At 63.2% G+C, this 21,574-nt stretch carries 19 protein-coding genes and 4 tRNA genes; 7 read left to right on the top strand and 16 right to left on the bottom strand.

Annotation, left to right across the window (positions count from 1 at the left end):
- Nucleotides 1-589: 589 nt before the first annotated feature.
- Entirely contained in the window at nt 590-1,051 is a 462-nt protein-coding gene (locus EKH49_RS16550) for a hypothetical protein (RefSeq protein ID WP_161567488.1), read from the top strand.
- Nucleotides 1,052-1,131: 80 nt separating this feature from the next.
- On the opposite strand, the gene EKH49_RS08635 is transcribed toward EKH49_RS16550, so the two are convergent.
- The 9 genes from EKH49_RS08635 to EKH49_RS08675 all read right to left on the bottom strand — a co-directional run bounded on the left by EKH49_RS08635 (nt 1,132) and on the right by EKH49_RS08675 (nt 7,993).
- Nucleotides 1,132-1,656: a hypothetical protein gene (locus EKH49_RS08635; protein WP_128470523.1), complete on the bottom strand. Its 525-nt coding sequence runs from the start codon at nt 1,654-1,656 to the stop codon at nt 1,132-1,134.
- An 80-nt stretch (nt 1,657-1,736) separates the two neighbouring features.
- A complete protein-coding gene (gene idi, locus EKH49_RS08640) occupies nt 1,737-2,261 on the bottom strand; it encodes an isopentenyl-diphosphate Delta-isomerase (RefSeq protein ID WP_128470524.1) in 525 nt (174 codons plus the stop codon).
- 30 nt (nt 2,262-2,291) lie between these two features.
- Nucleotides 2,292-3,152 (bottom strand): prenyltransferase, encoded by an 861-nt coding sequence (locus EKH49_RS08645; protein WP_073707539.1) that lies wholly within the window; start codon nt 3,150-3,152, stop codon nt 2,292-2,294.
- On the bottom strand, nt 3,149-3,463 hold the full coding sequence (locus tag EKH49_RS08650) for a lycopene cyclase domain-containing protein (RefSeq protein ID WP_128470525.1): 315 nt from the start codon (nt 3,461-3,463) through the stop codon (nt 3,149-3,151). Before EKH49_RS08650 ends, EKH49_RS08645 begins: the two co-directional genes overlap by 4 nt.
- The gene (locus tag EKH49_RS08655) at nt 3,453-3,782 is read right to left on the bottom strand and encodes a lycopene cyclase domain-containing protein (RefSeq protein ID WP_128470526.1); all 330 of its coding nucleotides are present in this window, start codon (nt 3,780-3,782) and stop codon (nt 3,453-3,455) included. The genes EKH49_RS08650 and EKH49_RS08655 overlap by 11 nt, the downstream gene beginning before the upstream one ends.
- Entirely contained in the window at nt 3,779-5,371 is a 1,593-nt protein-coding gene (gene crtI / locus EKH49_RS08660; protein WP_128470527.1) for a phytoene desaturase family protein, read from the bottom strand. The genes EKH49_RS08655 and crtI overlap by 4 nt, the downstream gene beginning before the upstream one ends.
- Nucleotides 5,368-6,312, bottom strand: a complete 945-nt coding sequence (locus tag EKH49_RS08665) for a phytoene/squalene synthase family protein (RefSeq protein ID WP_128470528.1) — start codon at nt 6,310-6,312, stop codon at nt 5,368-5,370. The genes crtI and EKH49_RS08665 overlap by 4 nt, the downstream gene beginning before the upstream one ends.
- Before the next feature lie 5 nt (nt 6,313-6,317).
- Nucleotides 6,318-7,451, bottom strand: coding sequence for a polyprenyl synthetase family protein (locus tag EKH49_RS08670; RefSeq protein ID WP_128470529.1), 1,134 nt, complete (start codon nt 7,449-7,451; stop codon nt 6,318-6,320).
- Complete coding sequence (locus EKH49_RS08675; RefSeq protein WP_128470530.1) at nt 7,448-7,993, bottom strand: MarR family winged helix-turn-helix transcriptional regulator; 546 nt, start codon at nt 7,991-7,993, stop codon at nt 7,448-7,450. The genes EKH49_RS08670 and EKH49_RS08675 overlap by 4 nt, the downstream gene beginning before the upstream one ends.
- Nucleotides 7,994-8,061: 68 nt before the next feature.
- Between EKH49_RS08675 and EKH49_RS08680 the strand changes: the two genes are divergently transcribed.
- Nucleotides 8,062-8,892 (top strand): tryptophan-rich sensory protein, encoded by an 831-nt coding sequence (locus EKH49_RS08680; protein ID WP_128470531.1) that lies wholly within the window; start codon nt 8,062-8,064, stop codon nt 8,890-8,892.
- Nucleotides 8,889-10,352, top strand: coding sequence for an SDR family oxidoreductase (locus EKH49_RS08685; protein ID WP_128470532.1), 1,464 nt, complete (start codon nt 8,889-8,891; stop codon nt 10,350-10,352). Before EKH49_RS08680 ends, EKH49_RS08685 begins: the two co-directional genes overlap by 4 nt.
- A 21-nt stretch (nt 10,353-10,373) precedes the next feature.
- Here the strand turns inward: EKH49_RS08685 and EKH49_RS08690 are convergent, their stop codons facing one another.
- From EKH49_RS08690 to EKH49_RS08715, 6 genes are all read right to left on the bottom strand, one after another.
- Nucleotides 10,374-10,934, bottom strand: coding sequence for a MarR family winged helix-turn-helix transcriptional regulator (locus tag EKH49_RS08690; RefSeq protein ID WP_128470533.1), 561 nt, complete (start codon nt 10,932-10,934; stop codon nt 10,374-10,376).
- Nucleotides 10,935-11,046: 112 nt separating this feature from the next.
- Nucleotides 11,047-11,131 (bottom strand) — tRNA-Leu (locus EKH49_RS08695).
- Between the two features lie 92 nt (nt 11,132-11,223).
- Entirely contained in the window at nt 11,224-11,715 is a 492-nt protein-coding gene (gene bcp, locus EKH49_RS08700; RefSeq protein WP_038991372.1) for a thioredoxin-dependent thiol peroxidase, read from the bottom strand.
- Between the two features lie 66 nt (nt 11,716-11,781).
- Nucleotides 11,782-11,854 (bottom strand) — tRNA-Lys (locus tag EKH49_RS08705).
- Between the two features lie 432 nt (nt 11,855-12,286).
- Nucleotides 12,287-12,359 (bottom strand) — tRNA-Lys (locus EKH49_RS08710).
- A 49-nt stretch (nt 12,360-12,408) separates the two neighbouring features.
- Nucleotides 12,409-12,481 (bottom strand) — tRNA-Lys (locus tag EKH49_RS08715).
- A gap of 173 nt (nt 12,482-12,654) precedes the next feature.
- Between EKH49_RS08715 and EKH49_RS08720 the strand changes: the two genes are divergently transcribed.
- The 3 genes from EKH49_RS08720 to EKH49_RS08730 all read left to right on the top strand — a co-directional run bounded on the left by EKH49_RS08720 (nt 12,655) and on the right by EKH49_RS08730 (nt 17,148).
- Nucleotides 12,655-13,587, top strand: a complete 933-nt coding sequence (locus tag EKH49_RS08720) for a 2-hydroxyacid dehydrogenase (RefSeq protein ID WP_128470534.1) — start codon at nt 12,655-12,657, stop codon at nt 13,585-13,587.
- Nucleotides 13,588-13,737: 150 nt separating this feature from the next.
- Nucleotides 13,738-15,582 (top strand): ABC transporter substrate-binding protein, encoded by a 1,845-nt coding sequence (locus tag EKH49_RS08725; protein WP_161567489.1) that lies wholly within the window; start codon nt 13,738-13,740, stop codon nt 15,580-15,582.
- A gap of 72 nt (nt 15,583-15,654) precedes the next feature.
- Entirely contained in the window at nt 15,655-17,148 is a 1,494-nt protein-coding gene (locus tag EKH49_RS08730) for a malate:quinone oxidoreductase (protein ID WP_269088434.1), read from the top strand.
- Between the two features lie 160 nt (nt 17,149-17,308).
- Here EKH49_RS08730 and EKH49_RS08735 read toward each other — a convergent pair whose 3' ends face one another.
- The gene (locus tag EKH49_RS08735; RefSeq protein WP_236641099.1) at nt 17,309-17,707 is read right to left on the bottom strand and encodes an OsmC family protein; all 399 of its coding nucleotides are present in this window, start codon (nt 17,705-17,707) and stop codon (nt 17,309-17,311) included.
- Between the two features lie 409 nt (nt 17,708-18,116).
- Between EKH49_RS08735 and EKH49_RS08740 the strand changes: the two genes are divergently transcribed.
- Nucleotides 18,117-21,518: an efflux RND transporter permease subunit gene (locus EKH49_RS08740; protein ID WP_128470537.1), complete on the top strand. Its 3,402-nt coding sequence runs from the start codon at nt 18,117-18,119 to the stop codon at nt 21,516-21,518.
- The last annotated feature ends 56 nt before the right edge of the window (nt 21,519-21,574 follow it).

Below are 21,574 nucleotides of genomic sequence, written 5' to 3' on the forward strand. Positions count from 1 at the left end.
TTTACGCATAAAAAACGCCCCGCGGCCGTCACTGATGACGAAAGGGGGCTTGCGCGTTACCGGTGTACCGTCCGTGGTGTTGGACAGCGCCTCAGGCTCCGCGCCTGATAACTAGTAGTACATCGGTGTTTATTTGCATGCCTCTAGTTTTCTCCACCTCACGGCAAAGAGCAACTAGACACCCTGTTTATCTCATTATATGAGATGAATGTCCAAAGATTGGACGCGTCCCCACGTTCATTCCTTGGCCATTTCGCTTCCCGGGCACTGAAAGCGCCTGTCGAAGCGGGGTTAGCTGAAGACGAGCACCAGCTGCCAGGGATGCGATTAATCCAGCTCGCAGCCCTTGCCCCAAGGAAACCGCCTGCCTTGCAGATGGTTTCGCTTGCAGCTTTAAGCCAAGAAGGGCATGAATTGGGCCAGTGGCCACACGTGCGCATGGCTTCCTGACTCAATTAGCATCTTGGCTCATTAATCCCATTCTAGAAGTCAATATGACCAATCAGATAACCCATGACGTGTCGATGACATATTTCGATAAGTGTTGCGTCTGATCAAATTGTCCAAACTTATCGGTAGAGTAAGGGGTATGGACAAGCGCCCAGACGAAAATCCGACCCAGCAGGTCAAGGACCGCCTCCACGAGGCTTTTGACTCGCAGATCCCCAATTTCGCCAGCTACAATCTCGTGGCGGGCACCGGCATCGCCGGTTCCGGGGGGCTCAAGGTCATCGGATATCGACGCCAGCCGGCGGAGCTGATTATTGCGCCAGTCAATGCAAGCAGCTTGGAAGCCTCCGAAGATGCCATCAATATCAACAATACGAACGTGAACCAGCTGGCCGAGCTGAGCGATGGCGGCTACGAGATTGCGATCTCTTCGGGCCGGGTGTTCCGCTTCAGCGTTCCCGAAGCGCCGAGCATCGACTTGCATGTGGATGACGCGATCAGCATTGGTGCCACGCTCGACCAGAAATCGGATGCTGAAGACTTCGCCGATTTCATGGATCACTTCATGAACACCATCGAAGGCACCGAGAACTTCGTATAAGCAGCAACAGCATCCCAAAACGAGAAGGCCATCTCGCCTGCCAGCTCCAACGCGAGCCCTGCGGCGAGGTGGCCTTTCGTTCACAGCGCCCCGGGGTGATTCCCGCGGTAGTCGGAAGCGAGAAACTCACCTTCTACGGTGATAATCTCGACCCGGTCCAATTCGCTGGATTCGTAGCCGACGGATGTGATGACCAGTTCGGCATAGCGGACGGCACTGCCATCGGCGATCCAGTCGCTGCCCTCCACGACGATGGCGAGCACGCCCTGGACCGGAGAAAGCCAGCCGACGGTGGCGTATTGGATGGAATCCTTGGCGAATGAATGGAATCCCGCAGCGCCCTGGCCGTTGAGGTACTGGAAGATTTTCTGATCAGCCCATTCCTGCCGGCCCTCGACTTCCTCCAGGTTATCGGCGTACTTCGGCAGCGCCGCGATCGTCGCGTTTGCGCCCGGGATGCGGTCGGATGCTTCGAACTGCAGCGGCGTGCAGCCGGCCAGGCACGTTGCCAGCGCCAGTCCGGCAGCTACGACGCCGGTTTTGCCCAAGGCATCCCTGGCCTTTGAGCGCCGCTTGATCGCGGCAGCAAATACTTGAAGCACCATGCAATTGAGCCTAGCCCATGGCCAGGACATCTCCACAGGCCATTACCGAACCGGCGTTCATGCCGGCGCCGCGCTCGGGGTCAGCCTTGCGCGGCCTGGTACAGGGAGAGCTCCTCGGCCTGCATCACCAGCCACGGGCTGAAGGCCCACGGCGTTGCACGCAGGGCAACGCCCAGCTGCGCCGGATCCACCCAGCAGTAGTCCATGACTTCATCCGGGTTCGCGGTGATCTCGCTGTCAATCACGGCGGTGAAGACCGGGCAAATTTCATTCTCAACAATGCCCGAGGCATCCACGGCGCGATAGCGGAAATCCGGCAGCGCCGATTCGATGCCACTGACCTTGAAGCCGAGCTCATGGGCCGCATGGCGGGCAATCGCTTCCTCGAAGCTTTCACCGGGCTGCGGATGCCCGCAGAAGGAATTGGTCCATACCCCTGGCCAGGTCACCTTGGACAGTGCGCGGCGGGTCACCAGCACCTGGCCGGCGGCATTGCGCACATGGCACGAGAAGGCCTGGTGCAGCACGGTATCCGTGGTGTGGACCAGTTCTTTCGGTCGCACGCCGATTGGCTGGCCATCCTCCGAAAGCAAAATGACATCCATTGAAATCCTTGATTCCCCATCCGGGTCTAGTTAGGTGAAAAGTGCCGAAAAGATCAGGAGCATGGTCAGCAGGAAACCGCACAGGTAGTTGATCCACAAGAATCTCTTCCATCCTCGATTAACCGTACCCGAGCTCGCGTCGCTGACCCCAAGATGCGGTAGGACGTTGAGCACATAGGGCAGGGCCAGCAGCGACGCCCAGCGGCCGATCCCCTGCACCCCGGCGACCACCAGCACTCCGGCCAGCACATAGCCGGCAAGGACCAGCCAGATGGTGGTGCGGGCGGACAAGGCGGTGGCAATCGATGACAGGCCGCCCTGGCGATCGGGAATGATGTCCTGGATTGCGCCGAGGGCGTGGCTGGCCATCCCCCACAGCAGAAACGCGCCAAAGACCAGCCACTGCCCGGGCTGCACGCTGGCACCAGCGAGCACCCAGCCGTAGACCGCCGGCGAAACGAAATGCACCGCGCTGGTCAGCGAGTCCAACCCGGGCCGTTCCTTGAAGCGCAGCCACGGTGCCGAATAGGCCAGCACAGCGAAGATGGACACGGCCAGCACGAGGTTGGCCACCAGGCTTCCCGCCGCTGCGAGCACCACGAGGAACGGAACGGCGCACGCAACGCAGGCGACGAGCAGCGCCTTGTGGCTCTGCCGGGACAGCAGCGCGCCCTCGATTCCGCCCTTGCGCGGATTGCGCAGATCCGATTCGTAGTCGAAGACATCGTTGATGCCGTACATCAGCAGATTGTAGGGAAACAGGAAGAACACCGTGCCCACGGCCAAGCGCCAATCAACTCCCCCGCCGGCCAGCAGAAAGGCGGCGGCAAACGGGTAGGCGGTATTCACCCAGGAAATGGGCCGCGAGCTGGCAACGATTCCGCGGATCATGAAGCATCCTTTCTGCCTGCGCCGAGCAGCCACCACAGTCCGGGGAGAAGGAAGACCGCGCAGGCGGCATAGAAGAAGTCCTCGATCGGGGCCAGGCCGATATGCACCCCGGACAGCGTGCCGCTGCCGTAGCCGAACAGCCCGGCGTAGATCATCAGGTTGTCGAAAATCGCGGTGAGCACCAGCATCACGGCCAATGCGGCGCCCAGCGGCCTGATCACCGTGCGCAGGCGCTGCTTGCTGGCGGCCAGCCCGGCGGCGAAGATGGCCATGGCCGCGGCAAGGAAGCAGAAGCTCAATTCAAGGAACATGCCGCTCACCTCGCAGCCCGCGGACCAGCATCGGCAGGCCGGCGAAGGCGGTCATCGCGCAGTAGCACAGGAAGATGAGGAAGAAGACTTCTTCCAGCGGGAACTGCTCGCCCACCATGATCCCGGTCATGAGCTGCGATTCCTTGTGCAGGAAGATGCCCTGCCTGATGGCCAGCACATCCCAGAGCACGAAGAAACCGGTGCCCAGCGCGAGGGCCAGGATCCCGCGCACCGGGTGGCGGAAGAGAAACAGCTTCCCCTTGGCATCCAGCAGCACCATGCAGGCAAGCAGAAACAACAGGATGCCCAAATAGATCATGCTCCGGCCTCCTGCGCCAGCGTTGCAGCACCGCTTTCGGCCATCGGCCCGGCACCGGGGACACCGAGCACCGCCTTGGCTGCCAGCTCCCCGCTGATCAGGCACATCGGCACCCCGATTCCGGGGCGCACGGTGCTGCCGGCATAGTGCAGCCCGCGCACGGTGGCGCTGCGGTTGCCCGGACGCAGCATGGCGCTTTGCCCCAGGGTATGGGCCAAGCCCAGCGCACCGCCCCTGAAGGCGCCGTACTGGGCGGCGAAGTCCCCCGGGCCGATGCTCTGGCGCACCACGATCCGCGACCGCAAATCCTCGATGCCGGCCCAGGAAGCCAGCTGGTCGATGGCAGCGTCGGCCACCGCCTCGACCATGGCGGCTCCTGCGCCATCGGCGGCGCCCATCCCCCATCCGGGCACGGCCGGGGCAGGCACCAGGATGAACAGATTCTCGCAGCCCTCCGGTGCCACGTCCGGGTCGGTGGCGCTGGGCTTGCAGACATAGATGCTGGTTTCTTCCTGCAGCGCCTGCCCATTGCGGATGCGCGAGAAGTTCTCGTCCCAGTCGGTGGTGAACAGCAGGTTGTGGTGTTCCAGCTGGGGCAGCTTGCCTTTGACCCCCAGGCAGAGCAGCACAGCGCTGGGGCCGGGATCCTTGCGCTGGAAGCTCTTGGCGGTATGGGTCTGCAGTTCTTCGGGCAGCAGCTCGCCGTCCAGGTGGCGCACATCCGCGGCTCCGATGACATGCGCGGCCTCGGTGCGCTGCGCCTTGCCCTGCTCATCGATCCAGCGCACCGCGGTGACCCGCGGGTTCTTTCCCGGGCTGGTTTCTATGGCCGTTGCGGTGGCTGAGAGGTGGATGGATGCGCCGTGCTTCTGTGCCAGTGCGGCCATCGCATCGGCCACGGCGGCGAAGCCACCCATCGGGTATTTGACCCCATCGGCCAGATCCAGGTGGCTCATCAGCTGGTAGAGCGCTGGGGTGCGGTTCGGGCTGGAGCCCAGGAACACCGCCGGGTAGCCGAGCAGCTGGCGGATCTCGGTGCTGGCAAAACGCCGGGCGGCATGGCCTGCCAGGCTGGTGGCCAGCAGCTTGGCCAGCTGCGGGGCACGGCGCAGGATCTTCGGGTGCAGCAGCCCGGTCAGCGAGCTGAAATCATCGTAGAGGAAATGCTCCAGGGCCAGTTCGTAGCCTTCCTTCGCGGTGCGCAGGTAGCGCGCCAGGGCTGGAGCGCTGCCCGGTTCCAGGGCGTCGAACAGGGCGCTGGCCGCGGCACCGGTGCCCACGTCCACGGGTGCGTCGCGGTGCTGGAAGAAGACGCGGTAGCCGGGATCCAGCTCGCGCAGCTGAAGCTGTTCGCTGGTGCTGGTGCCCATGAGCCGGAACCAGTGCTCGAAGACCTCGGGCATCAGGTACCAGGAGGGCCCGGTGTCGAAGCGGAATCCGCCGCGCTCCAGGCGTCCTGAGCGTCCGCCAGGATGCGGCTGCTGCTCGATGACGGTGACCTTGCAGCCCCGGGCGGCCAGCAGCCCGGCGCTGGCCAGGCCGGAGAAGCCTGCCCCGATGACGACGACATCCGGGTTTTCGTTCTTCATCTGCGTGCTCTTTCCATGAGTTGCTTGCGGTGCGCGCTGCGGCTGGTTCCCAGCAGCACGCGGGCGGCGATCAGCGCCTTGCGCGGGGTGGAGACCGAGATGCGGGTGCGCAGCAGGTCGGCGGCGTCGGCCTTGCCCAGCTGGGAATTCAGTTCGTGGAACAGGTCATGGGCCAGGCGCACCGCCCGGGCCGCTGACGGGGCCAGATAAGGCATCCCGGCGCGGGCTTGGGCCAGGTCCTGCTCGATCTGCTCCACCAGCAGCGCCTTGGCCTGCTCGTCGAAGCGGGCCGGGTTAATCCCGGGAAAGTAGCTGCGTCCCAAGTCCTGGCTGTCTTCGGCCAGATCGCGCAGGAAGTTGACCTTCTGGAAGGCCGCGCCCAGGCTACGGGCAGCCTGGCGGGCCTGCTGCTCCTCGGCCCGGTCCAGTTCAGGTGCGCCGGGCATCGCACCGAAGACCCGCAGGCACATCAGCCCGATGACTTCGGCCGAGCCGTAGATGTAGTCCTGCAGGCTGCGCGCGTCGTGCTGCCCGGTGGAGAGGTCCGCGCGCATGGATGCGAAGAACGGGCCGGTGAGCGCGGCGTTGATGCCGGTGGCCCGGGCGGAGATAGCGAAGGCATGGACCACCATGTTGGTGCTGTAGCCGCGGTCCATCGCTCGCAGGGTCTCGGCTTCCAGCTCATCGAGGCAGCCTCCGATGGCCTGGTTATCCAGGCCGGCCTGGCAGGCCACCCCGTCCACGATCTCATCAGCCAGGCGCACCAGCGCATAGATATTGGCAATGTGCCGGGCACTGCCGGCATCCAGCATCCTGCAGGCCAGCGAGAACGAGGTGGAGTATTCGCCCAGCACCACCCGTGCGCTGCGCTGGGCGGCGCGCGAGTAGTGCTCCAGGGCGGCGGTGCTGGCCGCGGGCTTCAGGGAAGTATCGCGTTTCATGGTGTTCAGCTGCTTCGGTCCAGAATCAGGCTGGTGCATTCGAGCAGCAGCGTGCGGGCTTCTTCGGGCAAGTCCAGGAAGGCGGCGGAGCCGGTGGCCCGCGAGCACAGCTGCGCAGCCAGCTGGCGGGCGAAGCGCTCTGCTCCCTGCGCCGCCAGCTCCTGGCGGATCCTGCCGGCATCCACCGTTCCCTCGCGGAATCCGTTGAGCAGTGCGGAGAATTCTGGTTGCTCGCTGGCCAGGGCCAGCAGGATGGTGCTCTTGAATTCGCGCAGATCAGATTCCACCGGCTTGCCGGTGCGCGCCGGATCACCGAAGGTGCCCAGCACGTCATCGATGATCTGGTAGGCTACGCCGAGCTGGCAGCCCACCGTGCCGAGAGCTTCGGCCTGCACGGGGTGCGCCCCGGCCAGCAGGGCTCCTGCCTGCAGCGGCAGCTGGAAGGAATAGGCGGCGGTTTTCATCTGCTCCATGCGCAGCACCTGGCTGGTGGTGGCAGGTGCCGGGCCCAACGAGTAGAGCAGGTCTTCGAGTTCCCCGGCTCCTGCCTGCTCAATGGCTTGGAAGAAGGCTTGTTCCACCCCGGCTTCGGCATCGCTGCCGGCCGCGGCGCGGGCGGCGAGCTTGATCGCCTCGCTGATCAGCAGGTCCCCGGCGATGATGCCCACCGAATTGCCCGCATGCTCGGCATCGGCAGGATTCCGGCCGTTGGCCAGGGCGTGGTCGCGGTAGACCGCCGAGATGGTCGGCTCGCCGCGGCGTACGAAATCGCGGTCCACCACGTCATCGTGGATCAACAGGGCCGCGTGCAGCAGCTCGAAGGCGCAGCCCAGGTCGATGGCGCGGGCTTCGTTGCGTCCGCCGAACGCCCGGTATCCGAGCATCACCATCCCTGGCCGCATGAGCTTGCCGGTTCCCAGGCGTGCGCCGATTCGGGACCAGAGCAGCGCGGTCTGCTCCGAGTAGGCGGCGCTGCGCCGCTGGGCCTGGATGGCCAGAAGTTCCAGCCGGTCGCTGATGGCCTGCCGGGTGGCGTCATCGATGAGCCCGCGCGCGGCCAATGCGGTTTGCGATAGCGGAGTGTGTGCTGGCGCTGTTGGGGCCGGCAGGGACTGGTGCGTGGTGGTGTGCGTTCTCATGATTCCCTGCTCCCAGGTTGTGGTGTGGTTGCTTGGTGTTCTTCACTGCTCCCGGTCCCCCGCTGGTCCAGTTCACGCCGGGAAGCTTCCAGCTCGGCGCGCAGCCGGACGCGATCCGGCTCGTCGAGTCGCGCACTGAAGGTGTGCAGATGCCGAAGCAGTACCTGTCCCGGTCCGGTGGACACAGGGAAATTGGGTCCCGGGACCACCAAGGTGCGCCGGCGGTCCGAGGCGTGATGCCGTCTTTCCACCACTCCGCGGGCCTCCAGCCGATCCAGGACCGAGGTGATTCCTGCCGATGAGACCCCGAGTTCGCGGGCCAGTTGCCCGGAGCTGGGTGTTTGCATGGAGCGCAGCAGGTTCACCGCGCGCAGGTCTGTATCGTTCAGGCCAAGGCGATGCCGCAAGCGTGCCTCGCACAGGGCGTAGGAGCGCGTCAGCCGCAACAGCTCCCGGAAGAGTTCCGAGGTCGTCAGCACTGCTGGACATTCCATGATCACTTCTCTCGCCTTGTTGATATTTAGCTTGTCTAGATACATCATGGTTTAACTATCTCGTTTTGTCGACTCGAAACGGGAAAAACTTTCCATCGACCTTTCAGGAGCGCACGATGAGCAGCTCAACCAATTCCCCCGATTTCCCCCTGCCGGCCCGAACGGCCACGGCATCGTGGACGCTGCCGGTGATCACGGCGCTGGCACTGGTTCTGGCCATCGCCGTCTCCTTCATCGGCAGCGGGGCCCTGGGCGGGACACCAATCCAGCAGGCAGCCGGCGGCTATCTCAGCGCCGATGCAACACTGCTGGCCCCGGCCGGCCCAGCGTTCTCCATCTGGAGCGTGATCTATGCAGGACTGGCCGTCTACGGAATTTTCCAGCTCACGCCCGCCGGGCGCCGCTCGGCCTGGGCAGCTAGGTTGCGGATGCCCGCGCTGCTTTCGGCTCTGCTGAACGCCGCCTGGATTACCGTCGTGCAGCTTGGCTGGCTGGGAGTAAGCGTCGCGGTGATTTTCGCCCTGGTTGCCTGCTTGGCCTGGATGCTGTCCCTCATGATGGCCGGCACCCCTGGCTCGCGCACCGAATACTGGATCATGTGGCTGACCTTCGGTATCTACCTGGGCTGGGTCTGCGTGGCCAGCATTGCCAACACCGCAGCGTGGTTGCTCTCGCTGGGCGTTGGCGAAGGCGCTTCCTGGACGCCGGGATTGGCTGTGGTGCTGCTGGTGGCGGCAGCGGGCATCGGTCTGGGCATCACCGCCTACTCGGGCAGGAATTTCACCGCGGTGGCCATCGCCTGGGGCCTGGCCTGGATCGGCGCGAGCCGGCTGGCCGGCAGCAACCAGTCCGAGCTGGTGGGCTACGCCGGCTTGGGCTGCGCGGCATTGCTGCTTCTCGGCTCGCTGGCCATCGCCTGGCGCCAGCGCGGGGTGACGGCGCCATGAGCTTGATCGCGGTAACCGGAGCCAGCGGATATATTGGCGGACGGCTGGTGCCGCTGCTGTTGAGCAATGGGCACCAGGTCAGGGTGTTCACCCGTGATGCTCAGCGCCTGCGCGATATACCCTGGCGCGGCCAGGTGGAAGTCGTCGAGGGCGACCTGCAGGACCGGGACGCCGTGGCCAGGCTCTGCAAGGACGTGGACCTGCTCTACTACCTGGTGCACTCGATGTCGGGAACCCGAGATTTCGCGGCCCAGGAGAAAGCCTGCGCACAGGTTGTGGCGCAGGCCGCGCGGGAGCAATCGGTCAGCCAGCTGGTCTATCTCTCGGGCCTGCATCCCGCCGGCGAACTCAGCGAGCATCTGGCATCACGGGTGGCCGTGGGAGAAATCCTGTCGGAGGCCGCCAGCACGCTGGTGCTCCAGGCAGGCCTGGTGATCGGCTCGGGCTCGGCCAGTTTCGAAATGGTCAGGCACCTGAGCGATGTGCTGCCGGTAATGCCGGCACCGCGATGGGTGCTGAACCAGGTGCAGCCCATCGCCATCCGCGACACCCTGCACTACCTTGCGGCCTGCGCCGAGCTGGCGGAACCCGCGCAGGGCACCTATGACATCGGCGGGCCAAGCACCTACAGCTATGCCCAGCTGATGAAGATCTATGCCCGGGTGGCCGGCCTGCGCGAGCCGAGCATCTGGCCGCTGCCGCTGCTGACCCCGCGGCTGGCCTCGCACTGGGTGAATCTGGTGACGCCGCTGCCGCACACCCTGGCATCGGCGCTGGTGCAGTCGCTGCAGCATGATTGCGTGATGGGCTCGCGGGAGATCGATGCGCTGATTGCCCCGCCAGCCGAAGGGCTGTGCGACTATCCGCGGGCGGTGCAGCTGGCGCTGGAGAAGATGGATGCTGACGCGGTGCAAACCAGCTGGGCTACCGCCCAGCCGATCGCTGCCCCGGCCGAACCGCTGCCTTCAGACCCGGACTGGGCAGGGCGCAAGGCCTACACGGACATCCGCCGGATCAGCACCTGCGCCACCGAGGCGCAGCTGTTCAGCGTGCTGCAACGGCTTGGCGGGGATTCGCACTATTTCGCCTTCCCCGCCTTGTGGAAGCTGCGCGGCCTGATGGACAAGCTGGCGGGAGGCGTAGGCTCACGGCGCGGCAGGCGCTCGCACAGCACCTTGGCGCTGGGAGATGTGCTGGATTGGTGGCGGGTGGAAGCCCTGGAGGAGAACAGCCTGCTGCGCCTGCGCGCGGAGATGCGCGCCCCGGGGCGGGCCTGGCTGGATTACCGCATCGGGAAGGACAGCGAGGGGCGAACGGAGCTGATCCAGCGTGCGGTGTTCTTCCCGCGCGGCCTGGCAGGACGCTGCTATTGGTGGGCGGTATTCCCGTTCCATGGCGCCATTTTCCCGGCCACCATCAAGAACATCGTGCGCGATGCGGAAAAGCAGGAAGAGGGCTGAGCAGCTCCTGTTACTCCGGGGCTATTCGGTTTCGCCGGGGCCCGGTTCGCCAAGGCTGCTTTCCATGGCATCAGAGGTGCTGGCAAGGAACCGGATCACCACTTCCCGTTCTTCGGGGCTCAGCGATTTGGCGACTTCGAATCGCTTGGCATGATGCCGGCCGACCTGCTCGCGGGCGGCCAGATGGGTTTTCTCGGTCACTTCCACGCACTGCGAGCGACGGTCGGTTGGATGCTTGGTGCGCCGCACATGGCCATGGGCCTCCAACCGGTCAATCATCTTGGTGACCGACGCACTGGAAATTCCCAAATACTGGCTCAGGGCGCCAGGGGTGACCGATTGCCCGGCATGCTTGGCGGAGATCATCTTGCGGATGGCGCGCATGTCGGTTTCGTTCAGTTTCATGTACTGCTGCGAGCTGCGCATGATCCGGCGCTCGATCTGGCGCATCCGGCCCATTTCAGCCATGATCCGGTCGATTTGCTGCAGATCCGCATCCACGACGCCAGCCCGCTTGATCAGCTTCTGGCCAGGATCGGATTCAGCTAGCCCGTACATGGTGGGCAGGTCTTTGGCGGACATGGTGCCTCTCCTGATCGGATCTCGGTCGCGTGCCTAATTGGATCTTACGCCGTGCGTGATGGATGCATGCAGAAAACCCTGCGGCCGATGGAATCAGACCGCAGGGTTTTGTTGGTGCGAGTAGAGAGACTTGAACTCTCACGTCCGAAGACACTGGAACCTAAATCCAGCGCGTCTACCAATTCCGCCATACTCGCTAGCGCTACACCGGAAACACCGTTTCCCTGAAGGCGACCTCATTTAGTGTAGCGGAACTTGGGCCTGATATGAAATCAGTCAAGGGCAGCGGCTACTTCGGATCAATCCCCAAGTCACGGCGCAGCTTTGCCACATGTCCGGTGGCACGCACGTTGTACTGCGCGAGCGCAACCTTGCCCTCTTCATCGACCACGATCGTGGAGCGGATCAGGCCTTCGTAGACCTTGCCGTAATTCTTCTTTTCTCCCCAAGCACCATAGGCTTCAGCCACCGCGTGATCTTCATCGGAAAGCAGCGGGAAATTCAGTTCTTCGTTGGCAACGAACTTTTCAAGCTTTGCGGTCTTGTCCGGGGAGATGCCCAGAACTGCATAGCCCAGGCCCTTCAATGATTCGAGCGAATCACGGAAGTCGCACGCCTGCTTGGTGCAGCCAGGGGTGGATGCCGCTGGATAGAAGTACACAATGGTCTTCTTGCCACGGTAATCGGACAAGGAGACGGAATTGCCGGCAGCGTCCTGCAAGGTGAAATCAGGGGCCTGGTCGCCGACGGACAGGCGGTTAGCCGTTGCGGGAGTACTCATGAGCTGATCCTCTTTTCTTTGCGGTATACAAAAAATCCGACCTGATGAATCAGATCGGATCTACTGTGCGCCCTCCGGGACTCGAACCCGGAACCTAATGATTAAGAGTCATTTGCTCTACCAATTGAGCTAAAGGCGCTTCCTCGCTCTGACTAGTTCTTTTTCAGAACCCGTCATTGCGACGTAGACAATCATAGGCAGAAATGGCGCAAAAGCAAAAATCGCCCAGCATCCAGCCCGAAAAGAAAAACATCCAAGTCAGCTTCATGTTATCACGACTACGCCGATGGCGAAGTAATCTAAAACACACAAGTTTTCACTTCGGCAATGCCCATTGCCATCACGCACCGTAGTTGCATATTCCATAACTCCGACCACCTGCTAGAAGTTCGCCATCGCGGTCGCTGCGCCGCGAGCCGCAAACGGGCACGAGTCGAAACGCTGATCCGCCCCGGCATTGCCAGCGGACAAGCCCCGCGGCCGGTAAATTTCGGCCTGGCGCCATGACCGGAAGCGCAGAATCGCGCATGGTCAACAAAAAAGGCCAGACCGAAGCCTGACCTTTGTTTTGTGCGCCCTCCGGGACTCGAACCCGGAACCTAATGATTAAGAGTCATTTGCTCTACCAATTGAGCTAAAGGCGCGTATTGATTTATATAAACAAGTTGCCTGGTGAACCGAACAAATTGTTCGTGCGCCCCCCGGGACTTGAACCCGGAACCTAATGATTAAGAGTCATTTGCTCTGCCAATTGAGCTAGAGGCGCCCGCTGCGATGTTCTAGAAGCTTTTTGGGCTTCGCGCTTTCGCAACGAGATAAAACTTTACCAGCAATTTCCCTCAGCGCAAATTCGATTGCCAGTATTCCGCGGTGACCTTCATTACAGGAGATGACTAGGGATTACTACCAAAGAGCGGAAGGGGTTTGTACAGTGATTCCATGAGCACCCAACGAACGATTTCATTCCCCACCCAAGAACTGATTGATGCGGTCGGACCGATCCCGGAAAATCTCAAGGCAGTGCTCTGGGACTTGGAGAACGACCCCGAGACCCCGCTGGAAGACATCGATATTGCCATCCTTCCCTACATGGCGAATCCCCAGACGCTGAAAAACGTCCGCAAGGCGCCCAATGTCAAGGTGGTCCAGACGCAGACAACCGGCTTTGATGGAATGATCGACCTGATTGGCGACCGCGCCGATATCAATACAGCGGCCGGCGTCCACGCGGCGGCTACCGCCGAGATGGCACTGGGACTGGCCATCGCCTCCTTGCGAGGCTTTCCGCAATCGGTGCGCGATCAGCAGCAGGGCCGATGGAATCCCCAGCAATGGCCCGGCTTAGCTGACCGTACCGTGGGCTTGGTTGGCGTGGGCGGCATCGGCGAGGAGATCCGCAAGCGCCTGGAGCCTTTTGAAGTCAATCTCTTGCGCTTCGGATCGACCGCCCGCACCGATGAGCACGGCGAGGTCTTCGCAACCTCCGAGCTGGCGGCTCGGGCGCCGGAAATCGAGGTGCTGATCCTGATCGTACCGCTCGATGATTCCACCCGCCATCTGGTGGACGCGCAATTGCTGGCCAAGCTTCCTGATGGCGCGACGGTCATCAACATGGCCCGCGGTCCGGTGGTGGACACCGACGCCATCGTGGCGGAAGTCGCCTCGGGCCGTTTGAACATGGCATCAGATGTCTTCGACCCGGAACCGCTGCCTGCCGGCCATCCCCTGTGGCAGCACCCCAATGCCTTGGTCATTCCGCACAATGGCGGGAACACCAAGGCGTTCTTCCCGCGCATGGTGAAGCTGCTCAAGAAGCAGGTGCAGGCCTGGGCGGCGGGCAACGACGGCGAGAACCTCGTGCACCGCAGCTAACAATTTAGTGACAGTTGACTGCTCCGGGAGTTTTGGCTCCCGGAGCAGTGGACGTGGTGCGCTATCTTTGATAAATACCTTTGCGCATTGCTCCCTGCTTGTTCCCTGCGCAAAGCAGTACCGCCTGCCGAAGGAAGATGAGCCATCCCCGTGCCCGAATTGCCACCGAAACTCGTATCACGACGCGCATTGCTGACCGGTACATTGGCGACAACCGCACTGGCGCTGACCGCCTGCACCGGCAATTCCGAACCCGCCACCTCCGCTTCGCCCTCGGCCTCCGCCAGCGCGTCCCCTGTTCCGCGGACCTTGCGCTTGGCGGCAGCCGCTCCCCCGGTCAAGCTTGATCCTGCCATCGTCGGCGATAACGAATCCTTCCGGATCACCCGCCAGGTCTTCGAAACGCTGGTCGACATCGATCCGGATACCGGCAGCACCGTAGCCGGCCTTGCCGAGTCCTGGACCGAAAGCCCCGACGGCCTGCGCTACACCTTTACCCTGCGCCAGGGAGTGCTCTTCCATGACGGCACCGAATTGACCGCTAAGGCAGTGGTCGCCAACTTCAACCGCTGGGAGAATTTGTCGCCGCAGCTGCGCACCGCCTCCAGCCAGGGGTTCGCGAACATCTTCCACATCGACAGCGACATCCCCAAGCTGCCCACCGCCAAGGAACTTGAAAAGACCTTCAAGAGCATTGGCGAGGCTACCGAAGAAGAGCTGGCCACTCAGCAGTCGCGCACCGAGCAGCTCGAAGAGTTGTCCAAGCAGTTCGAGACGAAGCTCTTTGACGGCAAGTCCTCCGCGGGTTCGGCAAGCTATTTCGCGTCCGTCGAGGCCACCGGCGAGTACGTGGTCACCTTGAACTTGCGCCGCAGGCTGCCAGGACTGGTCGACGCGCTGACCTTGCCGGGCATGGCCATCGCTGCACCCAGCGCGTTGACCGGCGGACCCAAGCAGAATCCTGCCCAGTCGCTGTCCACCCACCCGGTAGGTACCGGGCCCTACGCCTTCGTCTCCAATGGCAACGGCGTGGTGCGCCTGGAGATCTTCAAGGACTACTGGAACCAGGCGCGTCTGGACAACAACACCGGGCATCCTGAAGTCGCGCTGATCTCCGCAGTTCCTTCGCCCTACAACCGCGAAGGCGCGCTGCTGGCCGATGAAATCGACGGCTTCGACATGGTGTCGGTGGACATCATGCGCACCCTGGTGCGCAATGCCAAGGTGGTCGTCCAGCGCGACCCCTTCTCGGTGCTCTACCTCGGCATGGACCAGCGCAACAAGTGGCTGGCCAAGCCGGATTTCCGCATGGCCATTGCCCATGCAATCAACCGCAGCTCGCTGGCCGAGAAGCTGTTCCTGCAAGGATCCAAGCATGCTTCCACCCTGCTGCCTCCCGCGCTGAGCATTCCGGCTCCGGAAGAAACCCCCAACCACGACGCCACGAAGGCCAGGGCGTTGCTGGACGAGCTGGGCTACGACGGTGAAGAAATCGAATTCGCCTATCCGCTGCGGGTTTCGCGCAATTACCTGCCGTTGCCCGAGCGCACCTTCGCGCAGATCGCCGACGACCTGGCCGCGGTGGGCATCCGCATCAAGCCCAAGCCGATCGCCTGGACCGATGGCTACGTGCAGACCGTGCAGTCCAAGGACTTCAATGGGCTGCACCTGCTGGGCTTCTCCGGCGGCTACCGTTCCGCCGACGACTTCCTTTCGGGCATCCTGGCTTCCAAGGAGAATGAGTTCGGCTACACCTCGGCGTTACTTGACTCACAGGTCATGCTGGCCCGTTCCGTCCCATTTGGAGAGGAGCGGACCGCCGCCTATGCCGATATCCTCAAGACCCTGAACACTGATCTGCCCGCGCTCCCCTTGGTCTTTCCGATCTCTGCGCTGGCGTTTAACGGGAACGTCACCTTCTATCCGCCATCGCCAATGCTCAATGAGTGCTACGCGGATGTGCAGATGACGAATTCACCGTCCATCTCAAGTTAGCGACCGTTAACCCAGTTAACGATTTCTGGCCCCCGGGGATATGGGTCTACTCTGGGAGAGAGCAAAGTATCACTGTCGATGGAGATCCTCGTGCCTTCTGAAACGTCAACCGAATCTTTTGACGTAGTACTAATCGGTGCCGGCATCATGAGTGCCACCCTTGGCACCATGATCAACCAGCTGGAGCCAACCTGGTCCATTGGTCTTTTCGAGAACCTGGACAAGGCCGGGCAGGAATCCTCCTCCCCTTGGAACAACGCAGGCACCGGCCACTCGGCACTGTGCGAGCTGAACTACACCGCTGCCAAGGCTGACGGCTCGGTCGATCCGGCCAAGGCCATCGGCATCAACGAGCAGTTCCAGGTGTCCCGCCAGTTCTACTCGTGGGCCGTGGAGAACAAGCGCGTAGCTGACAACAGCTTCATCAACGCCCTGCCGCACATGTCCTTCGTCATCGGCGAGGACCACTCCAAGTACCTGCAGACCCGCTACGAGGCCCTGAAGCCGAACGCCCTGTTCGACGAACTGGAAATCACCAACGACCTGGACACCATCAACGAGTGGACCCCGCTGGTTGCCAAGGGCCGCGACGCCTCGCAGAAGGTCGCCGCGTCCCGCGTCGTCTCCGGCACCGACGTCGACTTCGGCCGGCTGACCCGCGAGTTGACCGACTCGCTGAGCGCCGCCGGCGCCTCGGTGAACTACGGCCACAAGGTCAAGGGCCTCAAGCGTTCGGGCGCCGGCTGGGAGCTGACCGTCAAGGACAATGCTTCGGGCGCAGTGAAGAACGTCAAGGCCAAGTTCGTGTTCGTCGGCGCGGGCGGCGGAGCACTGCCGTTGCTGCAGAAGGCAGGCATCGACGAGATCAAGGGCTTCGGCGGATTCCCGGTCTCCGGGCAGTTCCTGCGTTGCACCGACGAGACCGTCATCAACCAGCACCATGCCAAGGTCTACGGCCAGGCTTCCGTGGGCGCACCTCCAATGTCGGTGCCGCACCTGGACACCCGCTTTGTCGACGGCAAGCGCTCGCTGATGTTCGGCCCGTACGCCGGCTTCTCGATGAACTTCCTGAAGTCCACCGGCCAGCTGGATCTTCCACTGTCCCTGCGTCCGCACAACATCATCCCGATGCTGGCCGTGGGCAAGGACAACCTGGATCTGACCACCTACCTGATCAAGGAAGTTCTCAAGTCGCGCGCCAAGAAGGACGAGTCGCTGGCAGAGTACTTCCCTCAGGCAGATGGTTCCAAGTGGGAACTGATCACCGCTGGCCAGCGCGTCCAGGTCATCAAGAAGGATGCCAAGAAGGGCGGCGTGCTGCAGTTCGGCACCGAGGTCATCACCTCCTCGGACGGCTCGATCTCCGGCCTGCTCGGCGCTTCGCCAGGCGCGTCGACCGCCACCCCGATCATGATCGGCCTGCTCTCGCGCTGCTTCCCTAAGCAGTTCGCCGGCTGGGAGTCGAAGCTGAAGGACATGATTCCTTCCTACGGCCAGAAGCTGAACGAGAACCCGGCACTCTACGCCGAGGTCAAGGCAGCTACCGACAAGTCCCTGGGACTGTAGCCACCTGGCACCACGAGAACCGCCCACCAGCACTGGTGGGCGGTTCTTCGCATATCCGGGCTAAGCAGTACCGCGGGTTATTGCACCGATGCGGCGACCTCGATGTCCAGCGGGGATTTCAAGGTCTGGAGCACCACGCAATACTTTTCGGTGGCCTCGATCAGCTGCGCCACTTCCTGCTCGCTGGCCTCGGTCTGCAGCTCGAAGGACAGCTTGATCGAGCTGACCCCACCGCGGCGTCGGGATCCAATCCCAAGGTGCCGCGCACATCCAGCACGCCGCTCGCGTGGAGGCTGCCGCTCACGCTCAGCGAGCGGTTGATCGCCACCGCGGCCAAGGTGACACCGGCACAGGCCACCAGCGCCTGCAGGAGCATGTCCCCCGAGCAGGCCAATGTCCCGTCCCCGCCGGTGGAAGGGTGCAGGCCGGCGTCCACCAGGGCTTGGCCGGTGTGCACCGAGCAGGACAGCCCTTCTTCTCCAAGCGTTCCGCTGGCCTCCAGCACGATGCTTCCAGCCTCCGGCTGCTCGCGGTACAGCTGCTTCAATGGCTTCTGCACGTTGCGTAGAGTATCCCGATCCATGGCTGCCCTGCACCTCCGCGAAGTTCCGCGGGACTATCCCGTAGATCGAGTATGCGCGCGATTCCGCACAAAGAGCCGGGCGATCGGCAGAATCTTCGCGTGATCGACGGCAACGGCAATTCACAACGCCGGGGTCGTTTTCCAATGTTCCCCGGCCAAGGAAGCACCCGCGGCATCCGATGACGCATGGGTCAGGCCGGCAGAATGGCGTAAGCCCCCTAAAAATCAAAAAGCAGCATCCAACTCCAGCCCCATGCGGCTGCCGGGTAGTCCATTCGGATGATTTTTGCGTGCTTAACATCTCTCGGTGACCGTTGTGCAATGGCAACCAACTAAAGTTGGATATAAGCCCTTCCCACTGCGACACAACGAGGACCACACCCGCATGCAGCGCTTGGCCATCTTGTCATTGAAGAACCGGGCGCTCATTGCGCTCATCACGGTTTTCGCCGCCGTTTTCGGCGTGATTTCCATGGGATCGCTCAAGCAGGAGCTGATCCCGGAACTGGAATTCCCGCAGATCTCGGTCATGGCAACCCAAATGGGTTCCAGCCCCGAGGTGATCGACGAGCAGGTCGCCGAACCGCTGGAAACCGCGCTGCAGGCTGTCGAGGGCCTGGAATCCTCCACGGCCACCTCGCAGACCGGCTTCACCCGCATCGGCTTGACCTTCGAATACGGCACGGACATGGACCGGGCCCGCACCCAGGTGGAACGGGCCATTGCCAACTCCAAGTCCCAGCTGCCCGAGGATGTGGAGCCGACCGCCTTCGCCGGTTCCATCGCCGATTTCCCGGTGCTGGCCCTGGCCGTCTCCTCGGACCAGTCGCTGGAAGCGCTCAATGACGACGTGGAGCGCCTCACCCTGCCCAAGCTGCAGAAGATCGACGGCGTGCGCGAGGCCTCGGTCTCCGGCGGCTCCTCCCAGCACATTGCGGTGATCCCGAAGGACAGCCAGATGCGCGAGGCCGGGCTGTCCGTCGCGGACCTGAAGGACGGCATCGAGAACGCCGGCTCCCCCATGCCGATCGGCAACCTGGACGTCGACGGACTGGAGCTTCCGGTGATTGCCGGGTCCACCCCGGATACCCTGGACGCCATCAAGGACATCCCGCTGGTCACCGACAACGGTCCGGTGCTGCTCAAGGACGTCGCCGAGGTCTCGGTGCAGGCCGACGAGGCCACCAGCATCACCCGCACCAACGGCGAGGAGACCCTGTCCATCCAGGTCACCAAGACCCCGGATGGCGACACCGTAGCCATTTCGCATGCCGTCACCGCGATGCTCGCCGAGCTGGAATCGGAGCTGGGCCACAAGGCCAGCATGACCACGATCTTCGACCAGGCGCCGTTCATCGAGGACTCGATCAAGCACCTGGCACTGGAAGGCGCGCTGGGCCTGGGCTTCGCCGTGATCATCATCCTGGTGTTCCTCTTCTCGGTACGCTCCACCCTGGTCACCGCGATCTCCATCCCGCTGTCGCTGATGGCGACGTTCATCGGGATGAACGTCTTCGGGTACACGCTGAACATGCTGACCCTGGGCGCACTGACCATTTCCATTGGCCGCGTAGTGGATGACTCGATTGTGGTCATCGAGAACATCAAGCGCCATCTGGCCCACGGAGAATCCAAGGCGCAGGCCATCCTGCTGGCGGTCAAGGAAGTTGCCGGCGCCATTACCGCGGCGACCCTGACCACCGTGGCGGTGTTCCTGCCGATCGCCCTGGTGGGCGGCATGGCCGGCGAGCTTTTCAGCCCGTTCGCGCTGACCATGACCATCGCGCTGCTGGCCTCGCTGCTAGTCTCGCTGACCATCGTCCCGGTGCTGGCGTACTGGTTCCTGCCGCACCGCCCGGGCAGCGGCGAAACCCACACCGTGCACGTAGCCGAAGACAAGTCCTGGCTGCAGCGCGCCTATATCCCGGTGCTGAAGAAGACCCAGAAGCACCCGATCATCACGCTGCTCGCCTCCGTCCTGGTGCTTGCCGGCACCGTGGCGATGACCCCGCTGCTGAACACCAACCTGCTGGGTTCCACCGGCGAGAACTCGATCTCCATCACCGCCGAAATGCCGTCGGGCACGGCCATGGAAACCACCGAGAAGGAAGCAGCGAAGATCGAATCCAAGCTCGCGGACATCGACGGCATCGAAGATGTCCAGCTGACCGTGGGCACCGCCAGCGGCATGGCGGCCATGTTCTCCTCGGGCTCGGACACCGCCAGCTTCACCGTGATCACCGATCCCGATGCGGACCAGGAAGCGCTGAAGAACACGGTGCGCGAGCAGGTCGAGGCACTGGACCTGCCCAAGGACCTGGATCTGAGCTTCGGCTCGAACTCCTCGGCCATGATGTCCAGCGATGTCACCGTCGAGATCAAGGCCCCGGATGAGGGAATCCTTCGCGAGGCGACCACCGCGACGCGCGAGGCGCTGGAAGGCACCGAGCACGTCACCGAAATCTCCGATAACCTCTCGGCCGAACGCGAGCAGGTATCCATCGATATCGACGCCACCAAGGCCGCCGAGGCCGGGCTGACCGAAACCCAGCTGGCGGGCATGGTCGCCTCGCAGGTCTCCCCTGTTCCTGCCGGTACGCTGCGCCTGGACTACACCGACATGACGGTGCAGATCGGCGAGGGCATGGACCTGGACAGCCTTGACAAGCTGCGCGAGCTGGAGATCCCGACCGCCGCCGGCGTCAAGGAACTGCAGGACCTGGCCACCGTGGAGCGCGCCAAGGTGGTCCAGCAGGTCACCACCTCCAACGGCGAGCGGATCGCCACCGTCACCCTGGCCCCTGCAGAGAACATGCTCGGGGATGTGTCCAAGGACGTCACCGAGCGCCTTGAGTCGGTGCAGCTGCCCGAAGGCGCTACGGCAGAAATCGGCGGCGCAGCCACCGAGCAGGCCGAGTCCTTCAACCAGCTGTACCTGGCGCTGCTGGCGGCCATCGCCATCGTTTACGTGATCATGGTGGCCACCTTCAAGTCGCTGATCCAGCCGCTGATCCTGCTGATCTCGATTCCCTTCGCCGCTACCGGCGCGATCGGCCTGCTGCTGATCTCCGGCATCCCGCTGGGCCTGCCCTCGCTGATCGGCATGCTGATGCTGGTGGGCATCGTGGTGACCAACGCGATTGTGCTGATCGACCTGATCAACCAGTACCGCGAGGATACGCCCGAGCGTCCTGCCATGGACCTGGAAGATGCCATCATGCACGGCGCCCGCCAGCGCCTGCGCCCGATCCTGATGACCGCACTGGCGACCATCTTCGCTCTGGTGCCGATGGGCCTGGGCCTGACCGGCCAGTCGGGCTTCATCTCCCAGCCGCTGGCCGTGGTGGTCATCGGCGGCCTGGTCTCCTCCACCTTGCTCACGCTGATCCTGGTGCCGGTGCTCTACCGCCTGGTCGAGTCCCGCAAGGAGAAGAACGCCAAGGCCCGCTCCGCGCGCAAGCATTCGGCGCAGCAGCACACCGCGGCCCAGGACCTGACCCGTGCCATGGACAGCGCCAGCGCCAAGATCGCGCCGGAGGCTGCACCGGCAGCCGATGCCACGACTAAGGCCAAGTCTGAAGACACGGCCGGAGACAAGGACAAGAACAAGGAACAGCCGGAACCAGCCGAGACCGGCAAGGCTGGCAAGGCTGGCAAGAATGAGAATCCGGCGGCACCGGCCGATCAGGTCGTCAACCCGTTGACCGGACAGATTCCGGTCTCGCGCAAGGAACGCCGCGCGTTCGAAGAGATGATGAAGCAGACGCCGCCAAAGACTGACGACTAGCTTTCAGCGTCGATAGAACTCGGGCCTGCAACCACAACGGTGGTTGCAGGCCCGAT

The sequence above is a fragment of the Glutamicibacter sp. HZAU genome (assembly GCF_004100365.1).
GTDB lineage: Bacteria > Actinomycetota > Actinomycetes > Actinomycetales > Micrococcaceae > Glutamicibacter > Glutamicibacter nicotianae.

What these genes read in the sequence shown, in the direction of transcription:
- EKH49_RS08665 (WP_128470528.1), bottom strand. Translation starts at nt 6,312, where the DNA reads ATGAAACGCGATACTTCCCTGAAGCCCGCGGCCAGCACCGCCGCCCTG.
- crtI (WP_128470527.1), bottom strand. Translation starts at nt 5,371, where the DNA reads ATGAAGAACGAAAACCCGGATGTCGTCGTCATCGGGGCAGGCTTCTCC.
- EKH49_RS08670 (WP_128470529.1), bottom strand. Translation starts at nt 7,451, where the DNA reads ATGAGAACGCACACCACCACGCACCAGTCCCTGCCGGCCCCAACAGCG.
- EKH49_RS08650 (WP_128470525.1), bottom strand. Translation starts at nt 3,463, where the DNA reads ATGTTCCTTGAATTGAGCTTCTGCTTCCTTGCCGCGGCCATGGCCATC.
- EKH49_RS08680 (WP_128470531.1), top strand. Translation starts at nt 8,062, where the DNA reads ATGAGCAGCTCAACCAATTCCCCCGATTTCCCCCTGCCGGCCCGAACG.
- EKH49_RS08645 (WP_073707539.1), bottom strand. Translation starts at nt 3,152, where the DNA reads ATGATCCGCGGAATCGTTGCCAGCTCGCGGCCCATTTCCTGGGTGAAT.
- EKH49_RS08635 (WP_128470523.1), bottom strand. Translation starts at nt 1,656, where the DNA reads ATGGTGCTTCAAGTATTTGCTGCCGCGATCAAGCGGCGCTCAAAGGCC.
- EKH49_RS08655 (WP_128470526.1), bottom strand. Translation starts at nt 3,782, where the DNA reads ATGATCTATTTGGGCATCCTGTTGTTTCTGCTTGCCTGCATGGTGCTG.
- idi (WP_128470524.1), bottom strand. Translation starts at nt 2,261, where the DNA reads ATGGATGTCATTTTGCTTTCGGAGGATGGCCAGCCAATCGGCGTGCGA.
- EKH49_RS08675 (WP_128470530.1), bottom strand. Translation starts at nt 7,993, where the DNA reads ATGATGTATCTAGACAAGCTAAATATCAACAAGGCGAGAGAAGTGATC.
- EKH49_RS08690 (WP_128470533.1), bottom strand. Translation starts at nt 10,934, where the DNA reads ATGTCCGCCAAAGACCTGCCCACCATGTACGGGCTAGCTGAATCCGAT.
- EKH49_RS08685 (WP_128470532.1), top strand. Translation starts at nt 8,889, where the DNA reads ATGAGCTTGATCGCGGTAACCGGAGCCAGCGGATATATTGGCGGACGG.
- EKH49_RS08740 (WP_128470537.1), top strand. Translation starts at nt 18,117, where the DNA reads ATGCAGCGCTTGGCCATCTTGTCATTGAAGAACCGGGCGCTCATTGCG.
- EKH49_RS16550 (WP_161567488.1), top strand. Translation starts at nt 590, where the DNA reads ATGGACAAGCGCCCAGACGAAAATCCGACCCAGCAGGTCAAGGACCGC.
- EKH49_RS08720 (WP_128470534.1), top strand. Translation starts at nt 12,655, where the DNA reads ATGAGCACCCAACGAACGATTTCATTCCCCACCCAAGAACTGATTGAT.
- bcp (WP_038991372.1), bottom strand. Translation starts at nt 11,715, where the DNA reads ATGAGTACTCCCGCAACGGCTAACCGCCTGTCCGTCGGCGACCAGGCC.